Annotated in this window: 21 protein-coding genes and 3 pseudogenes; 6 read left to right on the forward strand and 18 right to left on the reverse strand. The window is 39.7% G+C overall.

The features are described 5' to 3' along the window. Positions 1-175: 175 nt before the first annotated feature. From V7D18_RS20320 to V7D18_RS20380, 13 genes and pseudogenes are all read right to left on the reverse strand, one after another. Complete coding sequence (locus V7D18_RS20320; protein ID WP_426156938.1) at positions 176-967, reverse strand: response regulator transcription factor; 792 nt, start codon at positions 965-967, stop codon at positions 176-178. Next, the gene (locus tag V7D18_RS20325) at positions 945-2609 is read right to left on the reverse strand and encodes a sensor histidine kinase (RefSeq protein ID WP_426156940.1); all 1665 of its coding nucleotides are present in this window, start codon (positions 2607-2609) and stop codon (positions 945-947) included. The genes V7D18_RS20320 and V7D18_RS20325 overlap by 23 nt, the downstream gene beginning before the upstream one ends. A gap of 399 nt (positions 2610-3008) precedes the next feature. Next, a pseudogene (locus tag V7D18_RS20330) lies at positions 3009-3434 on the reverse strand (transposase); the annotation flags it as partial. A 415-nt stretch (positions 3435-3849) separates the two neighbouring features. Further along, a pseudogene (locus tag V7D18_RS20335) lies at positions 3850-3986 on the reverse strand (site-specific integrase); the annotation flags it as partial. Between the two features lie 151 nt (positions 3987-4137). After that, positions 4138-5013 carry a sugar phosphate isomerase/epimerase family protein gene (locus V7D18_RS20340; RefSeq protein ID WP_426156942.1) on the reverse strand — a complete coding sequence of 292 codons (876 nt, stop codon included), beginning with the start codon at positions 5011-5013 and terminating at the stop codon, positions 4138-4140. Positions 5014-5028: 15 nt separating this feature from the next. After that, on the reverse strand, positions 5029-5976 hold the full coding sequence (locus V7D18_RS20345; RefSeq protein WP_426156944.1) for a Gfo/Idh/MocA family protein: 948 nt from the start codon (positions 5974-5976) through the stop codon (positions 5029-5031). After that, positions 5969-6883 carry a dihydrodipicolinate synthase family protein gene (locus tag V7D18_RS20350; protein ID WP_426156946.1) on the reverse strand — a complete coding sequence of 305 codons (915 nt, stop codon included), beginning with the start codon at positions 6881-6883 and terminating at the stop codon, positions 5969-5971. Before V7D18_RS20350 ends, V7D18_RS20345 begins: the two co-directional genes overlap by 8 nt. A gap of 237 nt (positions 6884-7120) precedes the next feature. After that, a complete protein-coding gene (locus tag V7D18_RS20355) occupies positions 7121-8074 on the reverse strand; it encodes an ABC transporter ATP-binding protein (protein ID WP_426156948.1) in 954 nt (317 codons plus the stop codon). Positions 8075-8090: 16 nt separating this feature from the next. Next, the gene (locus V7D18_RS20360; protein WP_426156949.1) at positions 8091-9098 is read right to left on the reverse strand and encodes an ABC transporter ATP-binding protein; all 1008 of its coding nucleotides are present in this window, start codon (positions 9096-9098) and stop codon (positions 8091-8093) included. A gap of 15 nt (positions 9099-9113) precedes the next feature. Continuing rightward, a complete protein-coding gene (locus V7D18_RS20365; protein ID WP_426157006.1) occupies positions 9114-9746 on the reverse strand; it encodes an ABC transporter permease in 633 nt (210 codons plus the stop codon). Positions 9747-9821: 75 nt separating this feature from the next. Further along, a pseudogene (locus tag V7D18_RS20370) lies at positions 9822-10007 on the reverse strand (ABC transporter permease); the annotation flags it as partial. Beyond that, positions 10004-10945 carry an ABC transporter permease gene (locus V7D18_RS20375; protein ID WP_426156951.1) on the reverse strand — a complete coding sequence of 314 codons (942 nt, stop codon included), beginning with the start codon at positions 10943-10945 and terminating at the stop codon, positions 10004-10006. The gene V7D18_RS20375 and the pseudogene V7D18_RS20370, both read right to left, overlap by 4 nt. 129 nt (positions 10946-11074) lie before the next feature. Next, on the reverse strand, positions 11075-12709 hold the full coding sequence (locus tag V7D18_RS20380; protein WP_426156953.1) for an ABC transporter substrate-binding protein: 1635 nt from the start codon (positions 12707-12709) through the stop codon (positions 11075-11077). A 608-nt stretch (positions 12710-13317) separates the two neighbouring features. Here V7D18_RS20380 and V7D18_RS20385 point away from each other — a divergent pair. The 3 genes from V7D18_RS20385 to V7D18_RS20395 all read left to right on the forward strand — a co-directional run bounded on the left by V7D18_RS20385 (position 13318) and on the right by V7D18_RS20395 (position 16546). Next, entirely contained in the window at positions 13318-14319 is a 1002-nt protein-coding gene (locus tag V7D18_RS20385) for a LacI family DNA-binding transcriptional regulator (RefSeq protein ID WP_426156955.1), read from the forward strand. A gap of 28 nt (positions 14320-14347) precedes the next feature. Further along, positions 14348-15247: an alpha/beta hydrolase fold domain-containing protein gene (locus tag V7D18_RS20390; protein WP_426156957.1), complete on the forward strand. Its 900-nt coding sequence runs from the start codon at positions 14348-14350 to the stop codon at positions 15245-15247. A gap of 297 nt (positions 15248-15544) precedes the next feature. Then, on the forward strand, positions 15545-16546 hold the full coding sequence (locus V7D18_RS20395) for a LacI family DNA-binding transcriptional regulator (RefSeq protein ID WP_426156959.1): 1002 nt from the start codon (positions 15545-15547) through the stop codon (positions 16544-16546). Positions 16547-16699: 153 nt separating this feature from the next. On the opposite strand, the gene V7D18_RS20400 is transcribed toward V7D18_RS20395, so the two are convergent. Beyond that, positions 16700-17479 carry a sugar phosphate isomerase/epimerase family protein gene (locus tag V7D18_RS20400; protein ID WP_426156961.1) on the reverse strand — a complete coding sequence of 260 codons (780 nt, stop codon included), beginning with the start codon at positions 17477-17479 and terminating at the stop codon, positions 16700-16702. 16 nt (positions 17480-17495) lie between these two features. Beyond that, on the reverse strand, positions 17496-18467 hold the full coding sequence (locus tag V7D18_RS20405; protein WP_426156963.1) for a Gfo/Idh/MocA family protein: 972 nt from the start codon (positions 18465-18467) through the stop codon (positions 17496-17498). Between the two features lie 327 nt (positions 18468-18794). Here V7D18_RS20405 and V7D18_RS20410 point away from each other — a divergent pair, with 327 nt between their 5' ends. After that, a complete protein-coding gene (locus V7D18_RS20410) occupies positions 18795-19826 on the forward strand; it encodes a LacI family DNA-binding transcriptional regulator (protein ID WP_426156965.1) in 1032 nt (343 codons plus the stop codon). 11 nt (positions 19827-19837) lie between these two features. Here the strand turns inward: V7D18_RS20410 and V7D18_RS20415 are convergent, their stop codons facing one another. From V7D18_RS20415 to V7D18_RS20425, 3 genes are all read right to left on the reverse strand, one after another. Beyond that, positions 19838-20278, reverse strand: coding sequence for a YhcH/YjgK/YiaL family protein (locus V7D18_RS20415; RefSeq protein WP_426156967.1), 441 nt, complete (start codon positions 20276-20278; stop codon positions 19838-19840). Positions 20279-20296: 18 nt separating this feature from the next. Continuing rightward, on the reverse strand, positions 20297-20950 hold the full coding sequence (fsa, locus tag V7D18_RS20420; RefSeq protein WP_426156969.1) for a fructose-6-phosphate aldolase: 654 nt from the start codon (positions 20948-20950) through the stop codon (positions 20297-20299). 140 nt (positions 20951-21090) lie between these two features. Then, positions 21091-22125, reverse strand: a complete 1035-nt coding sequence (locus V7D18_RS20425) for a zinc-dependent alcohol dehydrogenase (protein WP_426156971.1) — start codon at positions 22123-22125, stop codon at positions 21091-21093. A 1054-nt stretch (positions 22126-23179) separates the two neighbouring features. On the opposite strand from V7D18_RS20425, the gene V7D18_RS20430 reads away from it, so the two are divergent. Next, entirely contained in the window at positions 23180-24205 is a 1026-nt protein-coding gene (locus V7D18_RS20430; RefSeq protein WP_426156973.1) for a LacI family DNA-binding transcriptional regulator, read from the forward strand. A gap of 465 nt (positions 24206-24670) precedes the next feature. Continuing rightward, positions 24671-25576 carry a ribokinase gene (rbsK, locus tag V7D18_RS20435; RefSeq protein WP_426156975.1) on the forward strand — a complete coding sequence of 302 codons (906 nt, stop codon included), beginning with the start codon at positions 24671-24673 and terminating at the stop codon, positions 25574-25576. The last annotated feature ends 49 nt before the right edge of the window (positions 25577-25625 follow it).

Consider the following 25625-nt stretch of genomic DNA (forward strand, 5'->3'; position numbering starts at 1 on the left):
AACAACAAAGGCATATCCGCATCCAGCTGAGCAATTGCATCTAAACCCTCCTATGAATTAGGTGAATTTGCTAAAGGGCTTATTGCTCAATTTAATATCGACAATAAACCCTTAGCTTGAATCTTTACTTAATTATTTTAACCCTATCCGAATATATTGCTCTTCCGGACAAGGATTATTTATATTTATCTTCATTAACATATTGTGAGGGAGCGCATCCATAATATTTTTTAAACATTAGATTAAAATTAGCATAACTTTTATAACCAACCAGTTCGGAGACGACGTTGGCACTTAAGTGTTTTGTTTTCAAAAGCTCTCCAGCCATCTTCATTCTCTCTGCAATAATATACTGACCAACCGAAACTCCTTTCTCTTTCTTGAAAATTCGATTTAAATAAACCGGGTGTAAAAATAGCCTGTCGGCAATATCATTAACTGAAAGTGTCTCTTTGGCTAAGTCTTGTACGATATACCCAATCGCAGTATCCACCAGTTCATCCTGATTTTTCTGTCCATAATTTTCAGTAGCATGCTCAATTTTATCTTTCACTACCAGTTTGCCATACTCCTGAAAACGTTCTGAATCTTGCTGTTTTTTAATCCGATTCACTACTTTTTGCACTGCTTCTCCAATATCCTCATACATAGCAGGAATCAGAATATAGTCTTGGCACCCTAATTGGATTGCTTCCTTCGCATATTCAAAACTTGCATGGCAGGTTAAGAAGATACATTCAATATCGATCTCATTCTTTCTGACCCAACGAAGTACTTCAATTCCATTTTCACCTGGCATCTCAATATCACATAACATGAGATCAATTGGACATTCTTGTATACGAGCTTTTGCTTTTTCCGCATCATAGGCAGTAAAAACCTCATCAATTCCGTATTCTTTCCACGGAATTTCTGTCTTCATCGTCTCTACCGTTATAATTGCATCATTCACTAATAATAGGTTCATCCTCCACCTCCAAGTTATATGGGAATTGTATTGTAACACTTGTAAATTCACCCTGTATGGATGTTATCTCAATGCTTGAATCTTGTCCATAAAAATATTTTAGTCTTCGTATTGAATTTTGAAGTCCTATACTGGAATTCGAGCGCTCTGATTCGTATTCACCATGAAGCAACCTGCGGCACTTTTCCAAGGTAGCTTCATCCATTCCATTTCCATCATCCTTAATGATGAAAGTAACTTTTTTATCCTTATATTGACCAATAATAGAGATATGGAGCATAATCCCTTGTTTAATTCCGTATTTTACTGAATTCTCAATAAAATTATGAATGAGTAATGGTGGTACACGAACAAAACTAATTTCCGGATTAATTTCATAGCTTACTTTCACATTGCCAGAATAATTGATGGAAACCATCTTCACATATCCTTTTACTAATTTTAATTCCTTCGGGAAAAGCTCTAGCTCCTTATCACTGCGGAATATATATCGAAAATATTCTGAAAGATATATAATAATCTGTTGAATTGCTGTTATTTCCTTTCGTTGGGCTAAGGTATAAATTAAATTAAATGTATTCAGTAAAAAATGTGGTCTGATTTGTAGTTGCAAATTACGCAGCTCCATTTTTTGTTTGGCTAATTCTTTTTCATAACTATCTATTTTTAATGTTTTTAAATTATTTGCCATCTGATTAAAAGATCGGTATGCCTCCATATATTCAACGGAATTTGCCTTCTCCATGATACGAAAATCCTGATTTCCGTTATGGATCTGACGATGGGCATTGTTTATTTTATATAACGGATGTAGCAGCAATGACCTTAACGCCATAAATAAAACCGGTATCAAAGCTAAATATAGAAATGCCATGATTTGCAATATCTTAACATATATTGATATTCTACCAACAATTTCATTTCTCTCTATACTGATTTCTAAATAAATATTCTTGATTTTTGAGGATACAATAATTCGATCATCCGGGTTTTCTTTATTTTGTTTTTCAGTAAAGCTGAGTAGGTAATCCGTATATTTTAACCTTTTCTCCATTAGCATCTTAAGAGAATCCAGATTAAACCAGCCACCGCACATTACATCTTTTTGATCTACGATAAAAAATAAATACTTTTTAGAATTCAATTCATAGATATGCCACCCGTTCTTAACACCTTCTCTGAGTTGTGCTGATAAAAAATTGTTGATTGATTGATATAATTGATTACTTTCCTTAGGATTTTTATCATATATCAAAGTATCATTCACCTTCTTCATAAAATAAAAATAACCATCTCCACCATTCGTCATACCTTCCATTTTCTTTAGATTATAATAAAGTTTTAATTTCGAACTTTGGTAAGTATAATTATTTTCATTTTGAAGTTTCATTCGAATACAATCAGGATTTTCCATTAAAAAATAAAATAATAAGGTTTGTGTATTTACCATCCTTGACCCAATATCGTACGTAAAGGCATCTGCAAGCGTTTGGGCTGATGCTCTGTTCTGTTCAATCATAGTATCAATAACTCTCTGGTTTTGTACTATAGCGATTAAATTCAACGGTAATACTAAAATAAAGATGATTAAGATTACCTTCGTTGAGATAGAATTAAATAATCGATGAATTTTTTTCTGCATAATGTTTTCCTCTAATTCTTATTAAATTAATCGTTCGACTACCCTACCTTTATTATACTATAAAATATCTAATTTATCAGTTCCAAGAATGATGACGGTTTTAGCACATATGCCAAAAAGCCTCGAACATTCCTTATAAAGGTTCGGGGCATACAATACAACTATATTATCTATTAATCAATTGCTTTTTGCCATATTGTTTCAAAACTTTAACACCTTAATTTTAAACTATTTGTTATGAATGGATAAACACTTCATATAAAATCAGGCTAGGATATTTTATCAAGGGAGTGTTGCTCCCGTTCTTTTTAACAAAAAAATCAGTCGGCCTATCTTTTCAGATAGTTCAACTGATTTTTTGACGTACTTTAATAAACACCATCGGATTATCACCTTTTTCTATGCTGTTTTCAATTCATATAAATGGTTTTGAAGTTTTTCTGGCTGAATTTTTGAATGTAGTTTATTAATGTTATAGCCCATACACAGCAGAAGAAATTCAATTCTTACATTGATTTTGCCACTTGTCAAAAATCTGTTGAAACCGTAGTCGTGCTTCAACACCCCAAAGGCCCCTTCGACCTGAATCGAACGGTTCATCCGATATCGGATGCCATCCTTGCTCAGGATGTTTCTCAGCGATATTTCTCGCTTCTCTATTAGTAGTTTTGATACATACAGCTGCTTGCTCTTTTTGGACCTTGTACATTTCCCGCCAAAATGAGGACAACTGCTACAATCTTCACACCGATAGATTTCCTGCTTCGATTCGTAGCCAGTTACACTGGTTTTCTTCTTCCTTCCTACATGCCATAAGATTCTGCCATAACTACAGACGTAGCAATCCCCCTTTTCTGGTAATTCTCTTCATTTTCATTTCCAGCATCTGCTGTGATACTTTGATATCTATGATTTAAATTTGCTTCCATTTCCTGGAGAAAAGGAATTAATGTATTATACCATGAAAGGCAGGTTCTTCGGAATCTGCTTTTTGCTTTTTAAGACAAAAAAGCGGGGGGCTACAAAACTAACTTACGTTAGTTTTGCAACACCCCCTCATTTTTTTATCGTCGTAACCCGGGTGTAAAAAACTTTTATATTCTGCTTTTTGCTGGAATCTCATAAAATCAAGTATTTCCGCGTGGTCTATTTCTCCAAACTCTTCATCGTCGGAAATTTAATTGAACGTTCTCCAAACTCGATTATCATACCACTAAACCCGAAACTCACAGACATAAGTATCTTCTCGTCTTGGATAATAGGTTAGACTGTGGTTAATGCTAATCATACGTTTCATATCTGGTCATCCCAGCGAAGTCCAATTGCTTCTCCAATTCTACAACCCGTACCAAGTAACAGCATAAAGAGCGGATACCAACTGTTTGTATTAATGCTCTCTAGTGTATTTACTTGTAATCTACACTCTGTAATCAAAAGATTATAAAAGCCAAAACATCTGAATACTTTACATCTCCAATCTTTCCCAGGATCGAGACTACCAAAAGCTAATGCAGCATTGTTGACTATTTTATAAAATAGTTTTCAGATAGTTGGCTGACTTCTTCATACCGATGGAAGCATCAGGAATGTCATCCGGATGCCATCTCCTTTCATATTCCAGAGAAAGCCATCCATCATATCCATGTTCCTTTACCAGTTTCAAAATCTCCGTCCATGGAATAATGCCCTCACCAACAATCCTTGTGTAAACATTTCTTTCGGATTCATCCGGATGGGACACTTCGGAAGAGCTGAACGCAACGCCTTCTTTAAATGTCAGATCCTTAACATGCATATAAGATACGTATTGCTGCTGAATCTCAATTGCCTCCTCATAATCTTCATTTTCGGTAAAGTTCAGGTTCGCCTGATCGTACAAGATACGAACAGCAGGATGATTGATTTCCCTGATCAGATCAGCACTATCCTTTGCAGATAAGGCCATTGTATTAAAATGGTTTTCAATTACCAGTGTAACATCCTTTTCTGCGGCCCGTTCACCCAGAAGCCGCATCGATTCCACAAGTTTTGCTCTCCTTTCCTTCAAATCCGTTGTATCACCCGCCTGAAGGTTTCCGCCGTAAATCCGAATGAAGTGAGCACCAAGGTATTCACACGCATCAATCACTTTGCAGATTCCGTCAATTTCAGCAGTTCTGACCTGATCATCCAAAGAGTTAAAATAAGAATTATATGGTGTAAGGCATGAGATTTCTATGTTATTTTCTTCTGCTGCCTTTTTTACCAAAGCAAGTTCTTCCTTACTGCACTCACAGGAGATACCGCTACAGTATCCGTCCTGAACAACGATCTCAGCTCCTTCAATGCCGATATCATGAAACAGTTTTATTGCTTCAAGCACCGTATACTCCGGTGTTCCCATCGTATGCCCTGCAATCTTCATTTCGATTTTTCCTCCTTATTGCATGCCTGGCAAACCGGCACTTCTTAGAATTCTATCAAGCAGGACATGAGTCTTGAATGCATCCTCTGCATTTGTCATTGGAACTTTATCTTCTTTCAGGCAGTCTATAAAGTGGCGGATTGCATAACTGAAACCTAGTTTGTCTTCCGATTTTGCCCATCCCATAGCTAGGGGAGTCATTTCCGTTTTATGCTGTTCCTTCTCGTCCACAACAGTCACACTGTCAGGCATCTTAATGAGTACCGAACGATTACCTCCGTGAATCTCAATACTCTCTTCCCACTGTCCAGAGCTTCTATCTGCAATCAGCATACCGGATGCACCATTCTCGAAGTGAAGCTGTGCCGTGGTAAATGTCTCATAATCTGGATCGGTAAATTTGGAGATTGCCGTTAAATCACGGACTTCGCCTCCAAAAAATCGCATCAAGTCCACAATATGTACTGCGTTTTCGAGGGTCGCATGATATTCGGTTGCAGGACGGTTCTTCTGACCAATGATGACATCGGGAAGAACATCCTTATAAACCTCCTTTGCCTTCTGGCATACAGGAGCATATCTGCGGTTGAAACCGATCATCAGTTTTCTTCCGGTCTTCTCAGACAGTTCAACCATGCGTTCCGCATCCTTAAGCGTCGTAGCCATAGGCTTTTCACTATATACATCGATACCTGCTTTCAGCAGGAATTCAATCTGCTCCGCATGACAATGCTTGGGGGTCAGAACAAAAGCGCCATCCAGACCCAAATTTGCAAGTTCATCTAGTGAGGTAACTGCATGCTCTGCGCCGAACATTTTCTGTGCTTTTTTAGCGAGCTCAATGTCATTTACCATGGTACCCACAATTTCAACGTCTTCAAATCTCGGCAGCACCGGTAGAAAATTGTTAGTTGCCACATAACCGGCGCCTATAATACCAATACGAACTTTATCTTTACTCATTAATACCTTCCTCCTTACAATACTCAGCATAAATTTTCGACAGATTCTGCTTCTCTGCCTCAGTTAGTGCTCTGTGGGGTGCACGGCATACATCACTGCTGATCACGCCTCTCAGTTTCAGCAGGTGCTTCAAAGCAGGAATACCTGGAATGCCCGCCAGTTTTCTGTCAGTTTCCACAATCTTCTTCTGGGTTTCCATTGCTCCGGCAAAATCACCCTCATTAAATTGACTGTACAGGCGGTTGAATCTCTCATAGAAAATGCTGCCAGGACCTGTAACTGTACCCACTCCGCCGGTCATCAGGCATTGCAGAAACAAACTGTCACAGCCGATCAGAAGTTGTGGCACTCTTCCATCAGTATTCAGATAATCTTCCACACGCATAAGATTAGGGCTGCTGTATTTGATACCTACTACATTTTCATAAGCTGCCATCAGTCGTCTCAGTAGAGAAGGCAAAACATCGTTGGTAGTACATCCTGGAATGTTATATACATAGACAGGAAAATCTTTAGGAAGCCCTTCAATGACAGCTGCATAATACTGAAACAGCGACTCTTCATCCAATCCGAAGAATGCCGGACTCATAATGCCGATACCGTCTGCTCCAATTGCTGCTGCATGTTTTGCATGAGAAGCAGTTTCCTCCGTTGTCATGCTGCCACACTGAATAAAAAGTGGAAGCCTGTGATCGTTTGTCTCAGCCATAACCTCAGCAACATGCTCACGTTCCTGTTTTGTCATCAGTAGGCTTTCACCGTTTGTACCATTTGGATACAGCGCATTTGCACCTGACTCTACCAAATAATTCGTAAAATTTCTTAAAGAAACATCATCAATTGTTCCATCTTCATTCATGGGCGTAATGGTAGGAATAACCACGCCGATAAGTCTTTTACTATACATAATCTGTTCTCCTTTTTTTAGCCACATCTTCATCTGTGTTGGCTATTTTATTATTTATTTTTAAAGTGATGACAAATTAATAGCTTTGCAGGTCATCAATTTCTGCTAAAGTACGCATACCGTCTTAATATTCATACACTGTAATGATCTTTTCTAATATTTCTTGCAACAACCTTCTGTCGGAAAGTGTTTCACTTCAGGTACCCTCATTGTTCATCCATTTTCTCTTTCAATCATTTAGTTGATCTCATTGTATCGGCAGCAAGAAACAAAATGGCCGGTTGATACTTCTTCCAGCTCCTGCGGCTCATGACAGCGGTCACAGGCGTAGTTGCAGCGTGCAGCAAACCGGCATCCCGGCTTGGGATTCACAGGCGAAACCAACTCTCCTTTAAGCAGGATGCGTTCTTTCTTATTCCGAACATCTGTAGAAGGAACCGCCGACAGCAGTGCTTTGGTGTAAGGATGAAGTGGCCGCTGGAATAGTTCTTTGGATGGGCTGCATTCCACCATCTGACCCAAATACATAACGCAGATTTTCTGAGAAATATGGCGCACCACAGACAGGTCATGCGTAATAAACATATAGGTCAAGTCTTGCTTTTCCTGCAAATCCTGCATCAGATTCAAGATCTGTGCCTGTATCGACACATCCAGTGCTGAAACCGGTTCATCGCAAACCACAAACGAAGGGTTCAGTGCAATGGCACGGGCTACACCGATTCTCTGCCGTCTTCCTCCATCCAGCTCATGGGGATAAGAGTTCCAGAGACGGGCACTGAGACCAACCGTATTCATAATCTCATTCGCCCGTTCCTCTGCTTCCTTCTTACTAAAGCGTTTTGACAGAAGCAGCGGCTCTGTTACAGTTTCGAACATTGTCATTCTGGGATTCAGAGAAGAAAAAGGATCCTGGAAGATTATCTGCATCTCTTCTCTGAGCTTTATAAGCTGCTTATTGTTCACTTTGGTAATATCCTCGCCTTTGAACAGAATCTGACCACCCGTGCTTTCGAGCAGATGAATCATTGTTCTGCCAAGAGTAGACTTGCCGCAGCCGGACTCGCCTACAATCCCCATAGTAGTTCCTTTTTCTATACTAAAACTCACATCATCCACAGCATGAAGCTTTCCTCTGGATGTGTTAAAGTATTGTTTTAAATTTTTCGCCTCAATTAAGGTATTTGCCATAATAATCGTCGCTCCTTTATAATATTAAAACTTCCTTGTTGCAATGGCACATATGACAATGCACAAAGTGATTCGGGCTGACTTCTTTGAAAGGAACGCTACCGTGTTTACATTCCTCTGTTGCATACTTGCATCTTGGATGAAAACTGCAGCCATCAGGCAGATTCTCAGGATCTGGTGGCATGCCAGGGATGGGAGTTAGTCGTTTAACATCTCCAGTCAGGCTAGGAATGGATCCGAACAGACCTAGTGTATAAGGATGAACCGGGTTGAGGAACAGATCTTCCTTGGATGCATATTCCACTATCTGGCCAGCGTAGATAACGGCCACATTATCACATGATTCAGCCACAACACCCAGATCATGGGTAATAAGAATCATAGAGGTATTCCGTTTTTTCTGCAGAGCACTGATCATATCCATTACCTGTGCCTGGATCGTTACGTCTAGAGCAGTGGTAGGTTCATCAGCCAGCAACAGTTCCGGATTACAGGCTAACGCTATAGCAATGACCACTCGCTGCTTCATACCACCGGAAAACTGATGCGGAAATTCTTCATATCTATCTGCCGGTATGCCTACCATTTCCAACATTTCCATTGCTTTATTCATTGCTTCTTTTTTGCTAACAGACTCGTGAAGCGAAACAACTTCCGCAATTTGGTCACCAACTGTAAGAAGCGGGTTAAGAGCTGTCATCGGATCTTGGAAAATCATAGAGATCTTGTTGCCTCGTACTTTCCGCATTTCCTTTTCGGGAAGCTTCAGTAAGTCACTATCTTCAAGAATAATTTCTCCGTTCAAAATTTTTGCAGGCGGATTCGGCAGAACGCCGAGAATTGATTTCGCAATAGTCGTCTTTCCGGCGCCTGTCTCACCAACCAGACCCAAGCTTTCACCACGCTTAATGTCAAGTGAAACCCCATTCACAGCATGTACAGTTGCTCCAACAGACGTATAAACTACTTTCAGGTCTCGAACCGAAAGCAGGAAATCACTAGTTTTCATTTTCTCATTCGACATATTAATTTTCTCCTCTTAGTTCTTCAGTTTGGGATCCAACGCATCGCGAAGACCGTCACCCAGCATATTTAATGACAGAACTGTAATCATAATCATAATGCCAGAGAAAGTTACCATATGAGGGTAGTTACGAATATAGCTTCTGCCCGCACTCAGCATTGCACCCCATTCCGGGTTCGGCGGCTGAACGCCCAATCCAATAAAGCTCATTGCCGATGCAGATATAATCGCGTTTGCAACGCCCATAGTAAGTTGAACGATCAGTGGCGAAAGAGCATTGGGAAGAATGTGCTTTACAATGATCCTGGTAGTACTGCAATTGATGGCTGTGGCAGCTTCTAAATATTCCATTCGCCGGATACTCAAGACAGATGCGCGAGTCATACGGACAAAACCAGGAATATTACTTATAGTAATTGCGAGAATACAGTTATTGAGGCCGGGACCTAAAGCAGCACTGATGGCAATAGCCAAGATTAGCGGAGGCAGTGCCTGAAAAACATCCATAAACCGCATTATAATAGTATCCGCTTTCCCCCCAAAATAGCCGCAGATTGAGCCAAGCATAATACCGATTACGGAAGCTCCAGCCATAGAAATGAGACCAATCTTCAGAGAAGCACGGCTACCGATCATCAGGCGACTCATGATATCTCTTCCAAGTTCATCTGTGCCGAAGGGATGTAGCAAGCTCGGCAATCCAAACGTATGAAACAAGTCTGTTTTAGTTTCAGAGTAAGGAGCAATAAGAGGTCCAAAAATTGCAACCAACATAATAAATGTCAGAATAAACAGTCCGCCCATTGCCATTTTATTTTTTTTCAGTCGACGCCAAGTCATTAAAGTCATTGATTCTCTTATTGCAGGCTGTCTACTAAGAGCCTTTCTTTCTTTCTGTAGATTCATCATTTACCTCCCTTACTGAACTCTACCCGGATTCGGGGATCGATCACGGCGTAAAGAATATCAACCAACAACATCACCACGCCAAAGACAGCCGCAATAAAAATGACAGCACCCTGAATAGCGGGATAATCGCGGGAATTTATCGAGGTAACCATATAGCTTCCCAGTCCAGGGATGGCAAAAACAGTTTCAGCCACCAGTGTACCACCAAGCAATATTCCAAAAGTCGCACCGGCCTGGGTAACGACGGGGATTAGTGCATTTCTGAGTGCATGCTTATATATAATCTTTCTTTCCTCCTGACCCTTAGCACGGGCTGTGGTAATATAATCCGATCGAATTACTTCCAGCATGCTCGACCTGGTTATTCTTGCCATTGCAGCAATGCCCATCATCGACACAGCAAGACAGGGAAGAATATAATACCGAATTCCCCCGACACCACTGGCAGGAAGTAAACCAAGCTTAAGAGCAAAAATAATAGACAGCATCTGACCAAACCAGAAGGTAGGCATGGAAATACCAAAAAGTGCAATCGTCATAGATACTCTATCCTTCCAGGTATTCCGGTGAACAGCTGCCGTTATACCCAGCGGAATACCAAATCCCAAAGCAAACGCCATGCTCAGCAGGGCAACTCGGAAGGTATAGCTAAATCGCATAAGGATTTCATCCTGCACGTTTCTGCCGTTAATATAAGATGTTCCAAAATCAAATCTGGTTACAATACCTTTGATGTAGTAAAAAAACCGGCTCAGGAATGACTGATTTAATCCCAGTTTTTCACGCAGTTCCTGAATCGCTTCCGGGGTAGCCTGGGAACCCAGGATAATTGCTGCAGGATCACCGGGCGTAAAAGACATAATCGCAAAAATCAGAAATGCAACTCCTAAGAGAACCGGGATCATCATGAGGATTCTCTTACCAATAAATTTTTTCATTAAAGTAACTCCTTTTCTTTTTTCATTAAGGAGACACTTTAATCAAAAAGAAAAAGTGTCTCCTTTTCAAAGGTTAGGATCATAGATGGTTCGTTTTCAAATATCCACTTATAAAGAAAACAAGGGATATTACTTGTGTCTAGCCCAGCTATCAGAATAAGTGCTCAGGTTAGGCAGGCAGTCCTGCCCCAAGAAGATAAACGGTTTCATGGTATCTACATGAACATAATTGGTGTAAGTGTAAGCGTATGGATACATGACGTCGGTTTCTTCAATATACTTAGCAAGTTCATCAACAGCTTTTTCGGAGTGAGTATCACGGCCTAGAGAAGCGTTCAGTAGTTCTTGCATTTTAGGATCATCCGAAAAGAAGGTATTCTTACCATTTTCTCGTGCTGTTAGATACCATTTCCAACCACAGGGAACAAAGCTCGAACCGTTAGGTGCAACCTGGCAGAGGTAAAAGTCATATGCATCAGGCTGATAGCGATAGGTCTGGTAAAGAGCATTTTCATAAGCAAGGATCTCAACAGTAATTCCGATCTCCGCCAGATATGCCTGGATGACCTCACTGGTAGACCGGTATTCCGGCATATCCTTGGTCATCAGTCGAACTATTAATCCGCCGTCAGGATAGCCGGCTTCTGCCATCAACTCTTTTGCTTTTTCAAGATTATATTCATAAGGAATGCTGTCGTTCCATGATTTAACATAATCGACAAAGTAGTTGCCTTCAGTATCAGGAACAGCTGCAACGTTAGGAAGACCGCCATTGCCGTCGTAAATGCTCTGAACGATAGCAGCACCATCAATGGCATAGCTGACAGCCTGTCTCAATTTTTGATTAGAGAATACGTTGGATTCGTCACAATTAAAGCCAATCGTTCTGACCATAGTATAAGGTTCTGTTTCCGTGGCAAAACCGGGTTTGTTATCAAAAGCAACCGTGTCTTTGGTGGATAGATTGTACGCAAAATCAACAGCGCCTGTCTCAAGTTCGATAGCCACCTGTGCAGATTCAGCAATGAATCGAACTTCAATTTCATCACAGTTCTGGTTGTTCAGTACCCCATCCTTGTTCCAGTAATTTTCATCTTTTAAAAAGGTGATAGAAGAGCCAGGAAGCCAATCCTTAATAACATAGGGGCCAGTACCAATAGGATCGCTAGAGAATCCGGTCTTGCTCTCTTCATAAGACTTCTGAGAGACGATACTAACCGCTGTCACGACTCTTTCAAAAGCACCAACAAGGTCAGGAGTAAAGGTCATCTCAACCTTATAGTCGTCAACTTTTTTTACTGACTGAAGTTCTCCACAATCGCTCTTTCTTTCACCGATTTCCAGTATCTTGTTATAGCAGAATACAACATCGTCTGCTGTAATCGGGTTCCCCTTGGAATCATGGACATTATTATTCAGCGTAATGAGATATACACCGTCCCCGGTACGCTCGTATCCAGAAGCAATTACAGGTGTCAGTTCGCCATTCTTATAATAATCTTCGAAGAGACCTTCATAGAAAACGTAAGATATCTGATCTCTTACAGAGTTAGTAGCGTTAAACGGAAGATAGTTTCCGGGATCAGCGGAAGATGCAAGGACCACTTTGATGTAATTAGACCCTTCTTTACCGCTGTCTGTTGTTGATGTACTAGTGTCTGTTGTTGATTTACCTGCGTCTGTTGCGGAGCCACAAGCCGCAAGAGAAATACACATAACTGCTGCCATTAAAAAAGCAGCCGATCTTTTAATTATTTTTTTCATAATTTCCCAATTCTCCTTATTATATTTTTAAATTTTTCTGTTCTTTAATGTGTTGTATGCAAACGTTCTTCCTAATGGCCGTTCATCCCCTTTCTCCTATTTTACTAATGTATCATTGTACAGCATACCACCAGATTTATTCAGATGTTCTTCCATTTCGCAAAGGCATTGGTGTTCAAATCTCGCTTTCTTTTCTTTTGTCTATGTAAAGCCGAAATGGAGTCTATCACAAATCTGGTACATAATCCAAACCATATAAATTGTAATTTTGCATGTAATCGTTTACATGATTTGGATAAAATTAAAGGTTTTGCCTGTAAACCGCCTCCATGAGTTTATTGTTTCAGCCTCTACCTTAATCACTTGTAATATTATTCTATCATACATTTTCCTTGTGTCAATTATCTATAATTTACAAATTGCTTTCATTTTTTTTGTGCAATATATCAATTCCTGTTTAAAATCAATTTGATTTGTATTCTACTTTTGCCTTGACTTTATCCCATGTAAATGTTACCATTGAATTAGATGCTAGCGGTTTTATACTATATATTTATGTCGTTAATTTAGTGCACCGTTTGGCTTTAACAAAAAATAGGAGCAAAATTATGGTTACTATTCATGATATCGCCCGGAAATCCGGTGTTTCCATAGCAACAGTGTCCCGTGTCATTCATAAATCACCGAATGTACTGCCAGAAACGCGTGCTAAGGTCGCAGCAATAATAAAAGAACTTGATTACAGTCCCAATAAGCTGGCACAGAATTTCAGGACTCAGAAGACAAAAAACATCCTGGTCATACTGCCGGATATCGGCAATACCTTTTATACCGACATTATTGCCGGAATTGAAAATGTTGCCTTTGCTAGCGGCTACTATGTATTGGTCGTAGGCTCTCATGGTAATCCAGTTCTGGAATCGCGCTTTTTCTCAATGCTGAGTGAGAAACAGGTAGATGGTATCATCACTTTCTCTGCGAGCCTGCCTCTGGCGGAAATGGAACAATATGCAGAACAATACCCTATTGTGGTGGGTTGCCGGTATTTTGATAATACCTCTTTGCCGAATGTCACGATAGACAATGAAAAAGCATCCAAAGACCTCGTCAATTATCTGCTTAATCTCGGGCATAAGAAGGTCTGTTACCTAGCCGCTCCCTCTGATATTCTGGTCTACCGCGATCGATTGAAGGGCTATCTGACAGCACTCACCACCAGAAATATCCCTATCTGCCAGAACCTGATCATCAACTGTGATCCGAACATTCAAGGCGGATATGATGCCATTCGAAAGCTGCTTAATTCCAACGTGGATTTTACTGCGGTAGTTGCCTGCGGAGATACCATAGCAGTCGGTGCAATTAGGGGATTAAGCAGTTTCAACCTGTCAGTTCCAAAAGACTGTGCGGTGGCAGGCTTCGATGATATTGAATTGTCATCTCTTTTCAGCCCATCCCTTACGACTGTACGACAGCCCCAAAGGCAGATTGGTATACGGTCAGCCGAACAGCTGCTCGATCTGATTAACGGTAATAAGCCAGCATCCTATAATGACGTTCTGAACTATGAACTCATTATTCGCGAAAGTTCCGGTGAATACATCGGATAAAATATTATTTGATTGGAGAGATAATAAGATGAAAGAGCCATTTTATACTCAGGATGAATTCCCTGAAAACATGTCATCCACAGACGGGATGAAGATTATCTACGGAAAAGATGAGACAGGCATCACTTGCTGTCCGGATGAGGTATATGCCGAGAAAGATGGTATGCAACTACACCTGCGTATGATGTTTCCCAGTGTCCAGAATACCAACCGTCGCTATCCGACTATTTTCCATATTCAGGGTTCCGGATGGTTCAAGCAGAACCTGAATTGCCATCTGGGCGATATGACCCCGCTGGTAAGAGCCGGATATGCTGTAATAATAATTGAATATCGATATGCTCCGCTACACCGTTTCCCTTGCCAGATCGAGGACGGAAAAACAGCCATCAGATACGTCATACGTAATCTAGACCGTTTTCCTATCGATTCAAACAATCTCTATCTCAGCGGGGACAGTTCCGGCGGTCATGCAGCCATGCTGATGATGGCCACCTGGCACACCATGGAATGTGATGCCGAAAAGACAGAACTGCCTAAATTAAACGGCTGCATTGATTATTACGGAGCAGTGAACATACTGACTATGAATGATGCTCCTTCCGCTTTTGATCACGATGCGCCTCATTCCGCTTCCAGTCAATATCTTGGATTCTGTGCACCGGAAAATCCAGAAGAGTGCAACCGCAGAATGCCTTTTTATTATATTCACGAAAATACAATCATGCCACCAATTTTAATCATGCACGGAAGCAAAGATCTCGTAGTTCCGTTCACACAGAGTCTAGAACTTTACCAACATATTAAAAGCTTTGGGAAAGATGTGGAATTCTACAAAGTTAAAAACGCTGGCCACGGTGGCAACGTATTCTGGGGTTCAGCCACAATATCTGTTGTTTTATCCTTTCTGAATTCCCATCTGGTATAAATAAACAGCGTCTTTTTTCACCTCCTGATAGTATTGATCAAGATACTATCAGCACAGGAGGTTTTTATTTTGGATTCAGAAATTATGGAACTTCGGCTTTAGTCCGGTATATGAATTTTACCACATTCCCGGTAATAAATTCTGTTAAAATCAATTTGACTATTATTCTACTTTTGCCTTGACTTTATATTATGTAAATGTTACCATAAAATCAAAATGCTACCGGTTATTATACTATACTTTTATTTCGTTTATTTAGTGTACCGTCTGGCTTTAACAAAAAACAGGAGTAAAATTATGGCAACTATTCATGATGTCGCCCGGAAATCCGGTGTATCCACAGCAACAGTGTCCCGTGTCATTCAGAAATCACCAAATGTACTGCCGGAAACGCGTGCTAAGGTCGATGCCGCAATCAAAGAACTTGATTACAGTCCCAATAGGCTGGCACAGAATTTCAGGACTCAGAAGACAAAAAACATCCTCGTCATACTGCCAGAAATCGGCAATACCTTTTATACCGACATTATTGCCGGAATTGAAAATGTTGCCTTTGCTGGCGGCTACTATGTATTGGTCGTAGGCTCTCATGGTAATCCAGTTCTGGAGTCGCGCTTTTTCTCAATGCTGAGTGAGAAACAGGTAGATGGTATCATAACTTTCTCTGCGAGCCTACCTCTGGCGGAAATGGAACAATATGCAGAACAATACCCTATTGTGGTGGGTTGCCGGTATTTTGATAAAACTTCTTTGCCGAATGTAACGATAGACAATGAAAAAGCATCCAAAGACCTCGTCAATTATCTGCTTAATCTCGGGCATAAAAAGGTCTGTTACCTAGCCGGTCCCCCTGATATTTTGATCTACCGCGATCGATTGAATGGCTATCTGACAGCACTCACCGCCAGAAAAATCCCTATCTGCCAAAACCTGATCATCAACTGTGATCCTAACATTCAAGGCGGATATGATGCCATTCGAAAGCTGCTTAATTCCAACGTAGATTTTACTGCGGTAGTTGCCTGCGGAGATACCATAGCAGTCGGTGCAATTAGGGGATTAAGCAGCTTCAACCTGTCAGTTCCAAAAGACTGTGCGGTGGTAGGCTTTGACGATATTGAATTATCATCTCTTTTCAGCCCATCCCTTACGACTATACGACAGCCCCAATGGCAAATTGGTATCCGGTCAGGCGAACAGCTGCTCGATCTGATCAACGGAAATAAACCAGCATCTTGTAATGACGTTCTGAACTATGAACTCATTATTCGTGAAAGTTCCGGCGAATACATCGGATAAATATTATTTGATAGGAGCTAACTTATCTCACAAAGTTTAAGCCCTGACATGATATTAACATGCCAGGACTTTTATAAAAAGACGCTTTTTATTTGCTACGTACTTCGTATGCATATTCCTTATTTAATGAACCAAAAATGCTTTTACGTGCTTTTATAACACCTTTTTCAACACCTCTACAGTATCAACATATGCGCACTTCCAATCTTCTGGAATGTCTGCCTCAACTGTTAATGTACCCTGATAACCTGATTTTTTTAACACGTTCACCAATTCTGTATAGTCAAAATCATCCTTTACTCTCGGAAAAGGACGCTCTGGATAAACCTTCGGATAATCCACATGAATATGATGTACATATTCCGCATAGGCCGCAATATCTTCAAGTGGTTCCTTTGACCAATACATATGTCTGAGGTCTGCCATCATAAAAAGATTAGGCATGTTAACTTCATGAACTATCCGTACTGCTTCAGGTAGTGTGTTAATATAGTTAGAATATTTAGGACCGAGGGGTTCTAATATAACTTCCAGTTCATGTTTCACTGCAATTTCTGAAAACATACGCAAAAATTCAATAAATCGATTTTCCATTCCGATGCTGCTCTCATCGATAAGTGATCTTGCCTTCCCATTTCCCAGAATGATCTTTTTCATTCCTATAAGATTTGCCCTATGGCAGGCTTTTTCCAGATAGCCTTTATATTCCATCATTGTGAATCGGTCTGTAAAAAACCATGGTTCCGCTATCGGAAGCGCTCTGGCTCCTGTAAGCACTGGAAAGTTATCCTTATGTACTTTATCACAGAAAGCCTGAAATTCCTTCTCCTGCAATTCTTCAATTTCTGGTATATCCAACTCTGCGTAGTCAAATCCACTCTGTTTTATATTATTATAATCTGCAATTCTTCCGAAACCACCTAATTTGATCATTTTCATCCTTTCTGACTTACAGTCTGGCTTTATTATTCATCTCGTCCAATACTCTGCTGACATCCAGCATTTCTTTTAGGGATGCTCTTGGTCTGGTCCCTGTGTTCCAGTCATTCAAAGTCGTCCTTGTATATTCTGCATAGTATACATCACTGTCTGTATTAAGGGTAACGCTCGTTGGCACTTTACCATATTCTCTGATTTCCAGTTTATTCTCCGCAAGAATATAATATCCATTTTCAGTCACGATCGTCCAACGATTTTCCCTTTTTGATTCATCAGACATCGGATATGCATAACCGCTCTCCAGGAGCAGAGAAGTCCCCTGCGGAAGTCGAAGCAGTGAAGTCGCATAGGTTTCTATATCATATTCCGATCCATACTGGTAAGAAGATGCTAACGTATCCGCACTGCAGCTATCCGTTAAGAACATTGCCATATCAATGAAATGAACACCAAGATTTGTCATGCATCCTCCCCCGGCTGTCTTCCTTGAAAGCATCCATGGCGAAGACTCGATATATCTGGACGGCGGACCAACGATAAAGCGATATGACATATGTGTGATTGGAGATTTCAGATATATATTTTTTAAATCATTTACCGTGTCACTATAGCGCCACACAAAAGGAATCGAACAAAATCCCTTCTTTTTTTCACAAATGTCATACAAAACTTCTACTTCATTTGCATTTACTCCAGCCGGTTTCTCCATGGAAAAAGGAATTCCCATTTCCAAAAGATACATTGATATTTCCTTCATACGATTATGAGGTGCAAAAGCAAACACAAAATCAGGCTTTGTCTCAATAACCATCTGTCGATAGTTATGATAAGCAGGGCATCCATATCTCTTTGCATAAGACACCGCAATGCCTATATCATCATCGCTGATTCCCATTACTGAATGTTCCGGCAGGCCCGGAAGATACAATGGCAAATGCCAATGGCTTACTCCTAATAATGCAATCTTCATACAATTATTCATACTTTTCCTCTTTCTGTTTTACGAAAGTATCTTTTTCAGATACAGTAGTGCTTTAAGTGCCAGAATTTCATTCCATCGGTATTCAAATAATCTTCCACTATGATAACGTTGTCATTTGATAAATTTACTCGACTTTTTTTTTGTAAGTCAATAAGTTATTGTCTTATTTTCTTGCTTTCTTTTTGTGCATTGTCCCTTTTTTTAGTCTAATTAACTTTACTATTAGTAATATTGACATTGTTTTGTAATATGTTATAATCAAAAAAATAACAATTTCTTTTATATTGTTATCCAGGATTCCAAAAAAATCCAGTATAGGAGGTCAAAATGTCTAATATAAAGGATGTTGCAAAGTATGCCGGAGTTTCTTTGGCTACAGCATCTCGTGTAATGCGTGGTGAAAATAACGTATCTCCTAAAAAGAAAAAACTCGTTGAAGATGCTGCAAAAGCTTTAAATTATAAACCAAACTCAATTGCAAGACAGCTTCGCAAACAAGAAACGAGAAATGTAATCGTTATCATTCCAAACATCCAAAATACTTTTTTTCATGAAATAATCGCAGGAATTGAAAAAGTAGCATTTCAAAACGATTATCAGGTTCTAATTGTTGATATGCAGAACAATCCACAAATAGAAGAATCTTATTTCCATTCACTGATGCAGCGTCAAACCGATGGTATTATTTCATTATCTGCAAATATAGGGCTTCGTTTAATGAAAGAAGTGTCTGAAAATTATCCAGTTGTAATTGCCGTTCAGAACATTTCGAATATTATTGAACTGCCTAGTGTTTCTATAGATAATGTTGCTGCTTCCAAAGAAATCATGCAGCATTTGATCGATCTGGGACATCGGAACATCGGACATCTCACTTGCCAGCCTACCCTCACACTGTATCGTGATAGATTTACCGGTTATTGTCAGGCACTTGCCGAAAATGGCATCCCTATTAACATGAATTTCGTTAAATACGGAAATTCCACCATTCAATCCGGTTACGAACAGATGTGTGAGCTTGTGGATCAAGATGAACATATAGATGCTGTTTTTGCTGCTGGCGACATTATAGCCATAGGAGCAATGAAGGCACTGGCAGACCATGGTATACGCGTACCACAGGACTGTGCCGTCGTTGGCTTTGACGATATAGAGCTTGCTTCTTTTTATAATCCAGCACTAACCACAATTCGTCAGCCTCAACACCAGATAGGTGCTATTGCGATGAATATACTCTGCGAATTAATGGCCGGAAATCAGATTGAAGACAAACATGTTGTTCTTGATCATGAACTGGTGATACGTAAAAGCTGTGGATATTCTCTTAAACTTCAGAAACAATTCCCCGCAGAAGAATAAAAATTATGTTTTCATAGCAGCAGTTTGATGACAGCTTTACGATAATAAGTGGGCTGCCCGGTGTTGCGGCAAGCCTTATGGCCATCCTCCGGCCAACAGACATAACAGGTTCCGGACTGGAGTGTCACGGCGCAGCCCTCGCCTACATACATGGCTTTGTCTTTCTCTGGGTCGTATGGGTCACTGAGCTGTAGGTTGGAAATGTCGCTCCATACCATGGTCTCCGTCCCTTCCAAGAGCACTTGTACATCCAGATAGCAGCGATGAGCCTCATAGTCTCCTTCGTCGACTCCTGTGGTAATTCCCTCTTGCAGCAACAAGTAACCGCCGGGAAAGTCAAACCGCGCAGGTGCAGGTGTGTCCTTGTGTTCGTCTAGGCAGATCAGCGCATCCTTCAGATGTGGGAGCCAGGAAGAGTCAGAACTTAATCGTTGCAGGCTTTGTATCAGCATTGTTTTTTCCTCCTAAAATTATTCACCAAAAACTGCTTTATAATCAGCCTTAAACTTTTCAATTCCTTGATCCGTCAAAGGGTGCTTTGTACATTGTTCAATTACACTATATGGTACTGTAGCAATATTCGCACCTGCCAAAGCGCAATCAATAACATGTATTGGATTACGTACACTCGCTGCAATAATCTCTGTTTCAATGCTGTGGATATTAAATATTTCAGCAATTGTACGAATCAAATCAATACCAGGTGTTGATATGTCATCTAAGCGTCCAAGAAATGGTGATACATATGTAGCACCTGCTCTTGCAGCTAATAGAGCTTGATTAGCAGTGAAAATTAATGTTACATTCGTCTTTATACCCTCACTAGATAATACTTTAGTAGCTTTTAATCCTTCTACTGTCATAGGTATTTTTACCACCATATTAGGATGAATGGCAGCAATTTCTCTACCTTCTTTTATCATTCCTTCAGCATCTTCGGTAGTTGCTTTAACCTCTCCACTAATTGGTCCATCTACGATTGATGTTATTTCTTTAATAACTTCTTTAAAATCTCTTCCTTCTTTCGCAATTAAAGATGGATTTGTAGTAACACCACAAATTACCCCTATGTCATTTGCCTTCTTAATATCTTCCACATTTGCAGTATCAATAAAAAACTTCATTGTTCGTCCTCCTAATTATTCACTATTTAATTTATTTAAAACCAGTTCAATTCTAATCAGGCATTTGTTAAATGCCTGAACATATTAATTTTCTGTAAATTTATATCACTTAAATATTTTTATCCCCAACCAAAAACTAATTATTTAAATGTAATAACCGGTTTAATTACTACGCCTGACGATATATCATTAAATGCCTTGATTGCATCCTTATATTCATAAACTGTAATAATTTTTTTCAAATCATTCTGTAACTTTATAAGCACATCTACAACTGCTGAAGTTCCATCTGTTTTTAAATGCGGATATGGTCCTTTTGCACCTGCAATCGTAAGTTCTTTTCTAAAAATCGGGAGCGGTTCAAAATTATCAATCGCTGAGTGATAAACACTACCTACTATAATACGTCCACCCGGACGAACCGCCTGTATCGCATCTACGATTACTGTTGGTGCACCTGTTGCTTCAATAACCACGTCAACTCCATTCACTCCGCCAGCTTCTTTCACTTGTTCCAGCCAGTTTTCATCATTACGATCGATGGTATCGATCAGTCCGCTCTTCTTGACCTGCTCCAAACGAAGCTTACTTCTATCCGTTCCAAGAACCGCACCAGCGCCAAAACTTTTCAAAATCTGAGATACGATAAGACCAATTGCTCCAAGACCAAATACCAGTACCGTATCTCCCGGTTTAATATTTGCTTTCATTGCAATCTGAAATGCACAGTTCGTAGGCTCCAGTAAAGTTGCCGTAATATCATCTAAAGTGGTTGGAATAGCGCTTAAAAAGCTATAGGAAGGTGTATTCAAAACAAGTGTTTCACTTGAGAATCCTCCCGGTAGAAGTGCATCGTTCATACTCCTGCAATAATTTTGGAGACCATTTCGACAATTCCAGCAGTGCCCGCAAGTTTTTGCCAATTCACTTGCTACGCGCATTCCTGTTTTCATACCGTTATGACCTTCCCCCGCATCTACCACAGTTCCGGAGAACTCATGACCAAAATAACGCTCATTGGTCAACGGTCTTCTTCCCGTTAATAATGCAAGATCACTTCCACAAATACCACAAGCACTTACATCAATCTTCACCATTTCTGGTTGCATATCTGTTCCAATAACGGTTTCCTGTAGTTCGAGCTGTCCTGGTGCACGTAATACGACTTTTTTCATAATAAATTTCTCCTTATCTTAATATAATTATTCAAATAATACTCGTAAGAATTTAATTCCTCCATTCATCTGTCCATCTGCTTCCTCGAAGTATCGAACCATAAATTCCACGGATAGAGACCAAATACTTCAAAAGAAATATATTCTGAGAAATTAATATCTTTCATAGCCTGTGCAAAAGAACAATTTCTAATGCTATATTATTTGGGCAATATTGAATTACTCGGCAAAAATGATAACGTTATCATATTGTATATTATCACATCGGTCTTAATCGCACAATTGTCATTACTGCTCAAAAAAACAAAAACAAAATATGCAATTTGTACAAACTAAAGTTTTTTCTTAATTTGCCAGAAATTACTAAAGCTCAAAACTTTATAAAGCTCTGGCTCTTGGGACTGTTCGTTTTGTAAGTTTTCGCCTATTCAGCCATACACTCCTCAATCGCACCGGCTTCCGGATTCCTACGGAATCTGCGGAAGAATTCCCAGACAAGTTGTGCATACCCATAATAGAGACCGTGCTCCATTCCCTAAGTGCAAATCCCCAGAATGGATCGGCAGCAAAATCCAGACATTCCAGTGGCTTTACCCTATTCATCATCAAAAAAATGTTCAAAGCTTCTATCGCAGCCCGGATTCGAGCAGCAATCCCTTAGGTCGGAATTGTGTTCTCATTCCAACGCGATCAGTAAAATGCACGTCTCTACCGTTAAGCACGATGAGCGCCGGCAGTTCAGGCACAGACAGTCCTTTTCTTTGGCGCCAATTACACCATTCTTTCAGAGTGATACTTTCCTCAGAATTAGCTAAGCCACTTAGGCCCAAGCCGGACAAGGGCGCCACCGCCGCATAGCGGTTCGTATTGAATATGGCCTACAAATTTATTTTAAGTAAATATTGACATAATATATATTAATATGATAACGTTATCTTTATCAAATTCACTAACCGAAGAAAATCCAAATATTGTCCGCTTTTTTCGTTATCAATAGCTGTACAGATTAGCTTTCAGCAATTAGTAAATAATAATTAAAATCAGGAGAAAAAAAGTGCCTAACATAAAAGATGTAGCAAAGCATGCCGGAGTCTCTATAGCAACTGCGTCTCGTGTAGTTCGTGGCGCCGACAATGTTTCACCCAAAAGAAAAAAACTCGTTGAAGATGCTATCAAGGCTTTAAATTATGAACCTAATGCCATTGCACGACAACTTCGCCATAAGGAAACACGGTCTATAATTGTTATTATTCCAGATATCCAGAACTCTTTTTTTCATGAAATAATAGTAGGAATCGAAAAAGTTGCACTTGAAAACGATTATCAAGTCCTACTTGCCGATATGCAAAATGATTCACAAATAGAAGAATTCTATTTCAATTCCCTGATGCAAAAGCAGACCGATGGTATCATTTCATTATCTGCGAGTATCGGGTTGCGTCTAATGGAAGAAGTATCATCTTGTTATCCGGTTGTTATTGCTTGTCAACAAATTTCTAATTCGGATTTGCCCAATATTACTATTGACAATATTGCAGCTTCCAAAAAAATAATGCAGCATTTAATAAATCAGGGATGTCGAAACATTGGACACCTCACTTGCCATCCTAATCTTACACTATATCGTGATAGATTTACTGGTTATTGCCAAGCACTCGCCGAAAATGGTATTCCCATTAATCTTGACCTGGTAAAATATGGTAAATCATCCCTCCAGTCAGGGTATGAACAAATGTGCGAACTACTTGAACAAAGAAAGCAAATTGATGCTATTTTTGCTGCTGGTGACATTATATCTGTAGGAGCAATGAAGGCATTAGCAGAGCATGGCATTCGCGTACCACATGACTGCGCTGTTGTCGGTTTTGATGATATAGAAATCGCATCTATTTGCACCCCAACACTAACTACAATCCGTCAACCTCAGTACCAAATGGGTGTTATGGCTATGAATATGCTTTGTGAATTAATGGTTGGAAATCAACCTACAAACAGACAAATTATACTTGATTATGAGCTAGTTATACGAGAAAGTTGTGGGCATTCAATGGATATTAGAAAAAAACGTACCCCCAGATAGGCCGCTTTCAGAATAATTTATACATCTGAAATAATCCAATTTAAGCATCAGAGCACTCTATCGTGAATTTATACCATCCGAATCTACAATATAGGAGGTTGATAATTATTTTAATACTGGAGCATTGTATCTGCGTGGAAAAAAGATCTAAATAATTTCCTCGTAGACCGTGCAAAAGATGAAACAGAGAGTTTGCTAAAGACTTTCTCTATCCCGCATATATGTGATGTGACAGCCGTTGCATGGCTATAAATAATAATTATAATGGGTTTATGTATTCAAGACTGGAAAGCATATCTATACCTGAATTTGACTGTCTTTATGCATATGACCACAGCCAGTTTATCCCGTATTTTAACACATCAACCGGACAATCTAGCATCAGATTTATTTTTAAAGGTTACAAACAGAAAAAGCTTTAGCTAAAGCAAATTGTGGCAATTTGAAGAAAGAATGGAGGTTATTATGAAAAAAATAATAGTAATTGGTAGTCTTAACATGGATTTAATTACCCAGACAGAAAAGTTACCCATAATGGGTGAAACCATCAGCGGACTTACATTTAAAACAGGATGCGGGGGAAAAGGAGGAAACCAAGCCTATGCGGCTGCAAAACTAGGCGGGAATGTAACAATGTTTGGCTGTATAGGACAAGATCTATTTGGTCAAGAGCTTTACCATAACTTAGAAAATCAGGGTGTGGACTGCAGTAAAATCAGAATTTGTGAAGGAATGGAATCAGGAACAGCAACCATTACTGTCTGTAACGGAGATAATTCCATTATTATTATTCCAGGAGCCAATGGAGAAGTGTCTATAGAATATATTGAGAAGAATCTGAACTACATCAAAGAAGCAGATTTCATTATATTACAGTTGGAGATACCAATTGAAACAGTAAAATACATCATTACTTTTGCAGCAAAGAAAGGTATTCCGGTTATGTTGAATCCAGCTCCAGCAAAGTCACTTCCCGATGAGATACTTTGCCAAGCAAAATATGTAATAGTGAATGAAACGGAATGTGAATTTTATACCAAAACATCTGTTAAAACAATTGAGGATGCAAAAAAAGGCCTACTACAATTATTGGGGAAAGGGATTGAAAATGGAATTGTTACTTTAGGCAGTCAAGGTGTGGTCTATAACTGTGGAAAAGAAATCTTTCATGAACCTGCCAGAAAGGTGAAGGCAATCGATTCCACAGCCGCTGGTGATACATTTACAGCAGCTGTGGTGATATCCCTATTAGAAGGAAATGATATGAAAGAAGCCGTGAACTTTGCTACAAAGGCTAGTTCGATTGTTGTATCCAGAATAGGTGCTCAGACTTCTATTCCCAGCAGGGATGAAGTGGATACGATTAGTTAACTTACTAATTGATTTTCAATGTCAAGACTTACACAATATACTATTTTAA

Origin of the sequence: Lacrimispora sp. 38-1 (assembly GCF_049890855.1) — a bacterium.
In the GTDB taxonomy this organism is placed as follows: domain Bacteria; phylum Bacillota; class Clostridia; order Lachnospirales; family Lachnospiraceae; genus Lacrimispora.

Bases quoted from the DNA above. Each gene is read 5' to 3' on its own strand.
- V7D18_RS20320 (WP_426156938.1), bottom strand. From the start codon at position 967: ATGAACCTATTATTAGTGAATGATGCAATTATAACGGTAGAGACGATG.
- V7D18_RS20325 (WP_426156940.1), bottom strand. From the start codon at position 2,609: ATGCAGAAAAAAATTCATCGATTATTTAATTCTATCTCAACGAAGGTA.
- V7D18_RS20340 (WP_426156942.1), bottom strand. From the start codon at position 5,013: ATGAAGATTGCAGGGCATACGATGGGAACACCGGAGTATACGGTGCTT.
- V7D18_RS20345 (WP_426156944.1), bottom strand. From the start codon at position 5,976: ATGAGTAAAGATAAAGTTCGTATTGGTATTATAGGCGCCGGTTATGTG.
- V7D18_RS20350 (WP_426156946.1), bottom strand. From the start codon at position 6,883: ATGTATAGTAAAAGACTTATCGGCGTGGTTATTCCTACCATTACGCCC.
- V7D18_RS20355 (WP_426156948.1), bottom strand. From the start codon at position 8,074: ATGGCAAATACCTTAATTGAGGCGAAAAATTTAAAACAATACTTTAAC.
- V7D18_RS20360 (WP_426156949.1), bottom strand. From the start codon at position 9,098: ATGTCGAATGAGAAAATGAAAACTAGTGATTTCCTGCTTTCGGTTCGA.
- V7D18_RS20365 (WP_426157006.1), bottom strand. From the start codon at position 9,746: ATGAGTCGCCTGATGATCGGTAGCCGTGCTTCTCTGAAGATTGGTCTC.
- V7D18_RS20375 (WP_426156951.1), bottom strand. From the start codon at position 10,945: ATGAAAAAATTTATTGGTAAGAGAATCCTCATGATGATCCCGGTTCTC.
- V7D18_RS20380 (WP_426156953.1), bottom strand. From the start codon at position 12,709: ATGAAAAAAATAATTAAAAGATCGGCTGCTTTTTTAATGGCAGCAGTT.
- V7D18_RS20385 (WP_426156955.1), top strand. From the start codon at position 13,318: ATGGTTACTATTCATGATATCGCCCGGAAATCCGGTGTTTCCATAGCA.
- V7D18_RS20390 (WP_426156957.1), top strand. From the start codon at position 14,348: ATGAAAGAGCCATTTTATACTCAGGATGAATTCCCTGAAAACATGTCA.
- V7D18_RS20395 (WP_426156959.1), top strand. From the start codon at position 15,545: ATGGCAACTATTCATGATGTCGCCCGGAAATCCGGTGTATCCACAGCA.
- V7D18_RS20400 (WP_426156961.1), bottom strand. From the start codon at position 17,479: ATGATCAAATTAGGTGGTTTCGGAAGAATTGCAGATTATAATAATATA.
- V7D18_RS20405 (WP_426156963.1), bottom strand. From the start codon at position 18,467: ATGAATAATTGTATGAAGATTGCATTATTAGGAGTAAGCCATTGGCAT.
- V7D18_RS20410 (WP_426156965.1), top strand. From the start codon at position 18,795: ATGTCTAATATAAAGGATGTTGCAAAGTATGCCGGAGTTTCTTTGGCT.
- V7D18_RS20415 (WP_426156967.1), bottom strand. From the start codon at position 20,278: ATGCTGATACAAAGCCTGCAACGATTAAGTTCTGACTCTTCCTGGCTC.
- fsa (WP_426156969.1), bottom strand. From the start codon at position 20,950: ATGAAGTTTTTTATTGATACTGCAAATGTGGAAGATATTAAGAAGGCA.
- V7D18_RS20425 (WP_426156971.1), bottom strand. From the start codon at position 22,125: ATGAAAAAAGTCGTATTACGTGCACCAGGACAGCTCGAACTACAGGAA.
- rbsK (WP_426156975.1), top strand. From the start codon at position 24,671: ATGAAAAAAATAATAGTAATTGGTAGTCTTAACATGGATTTAATTACC.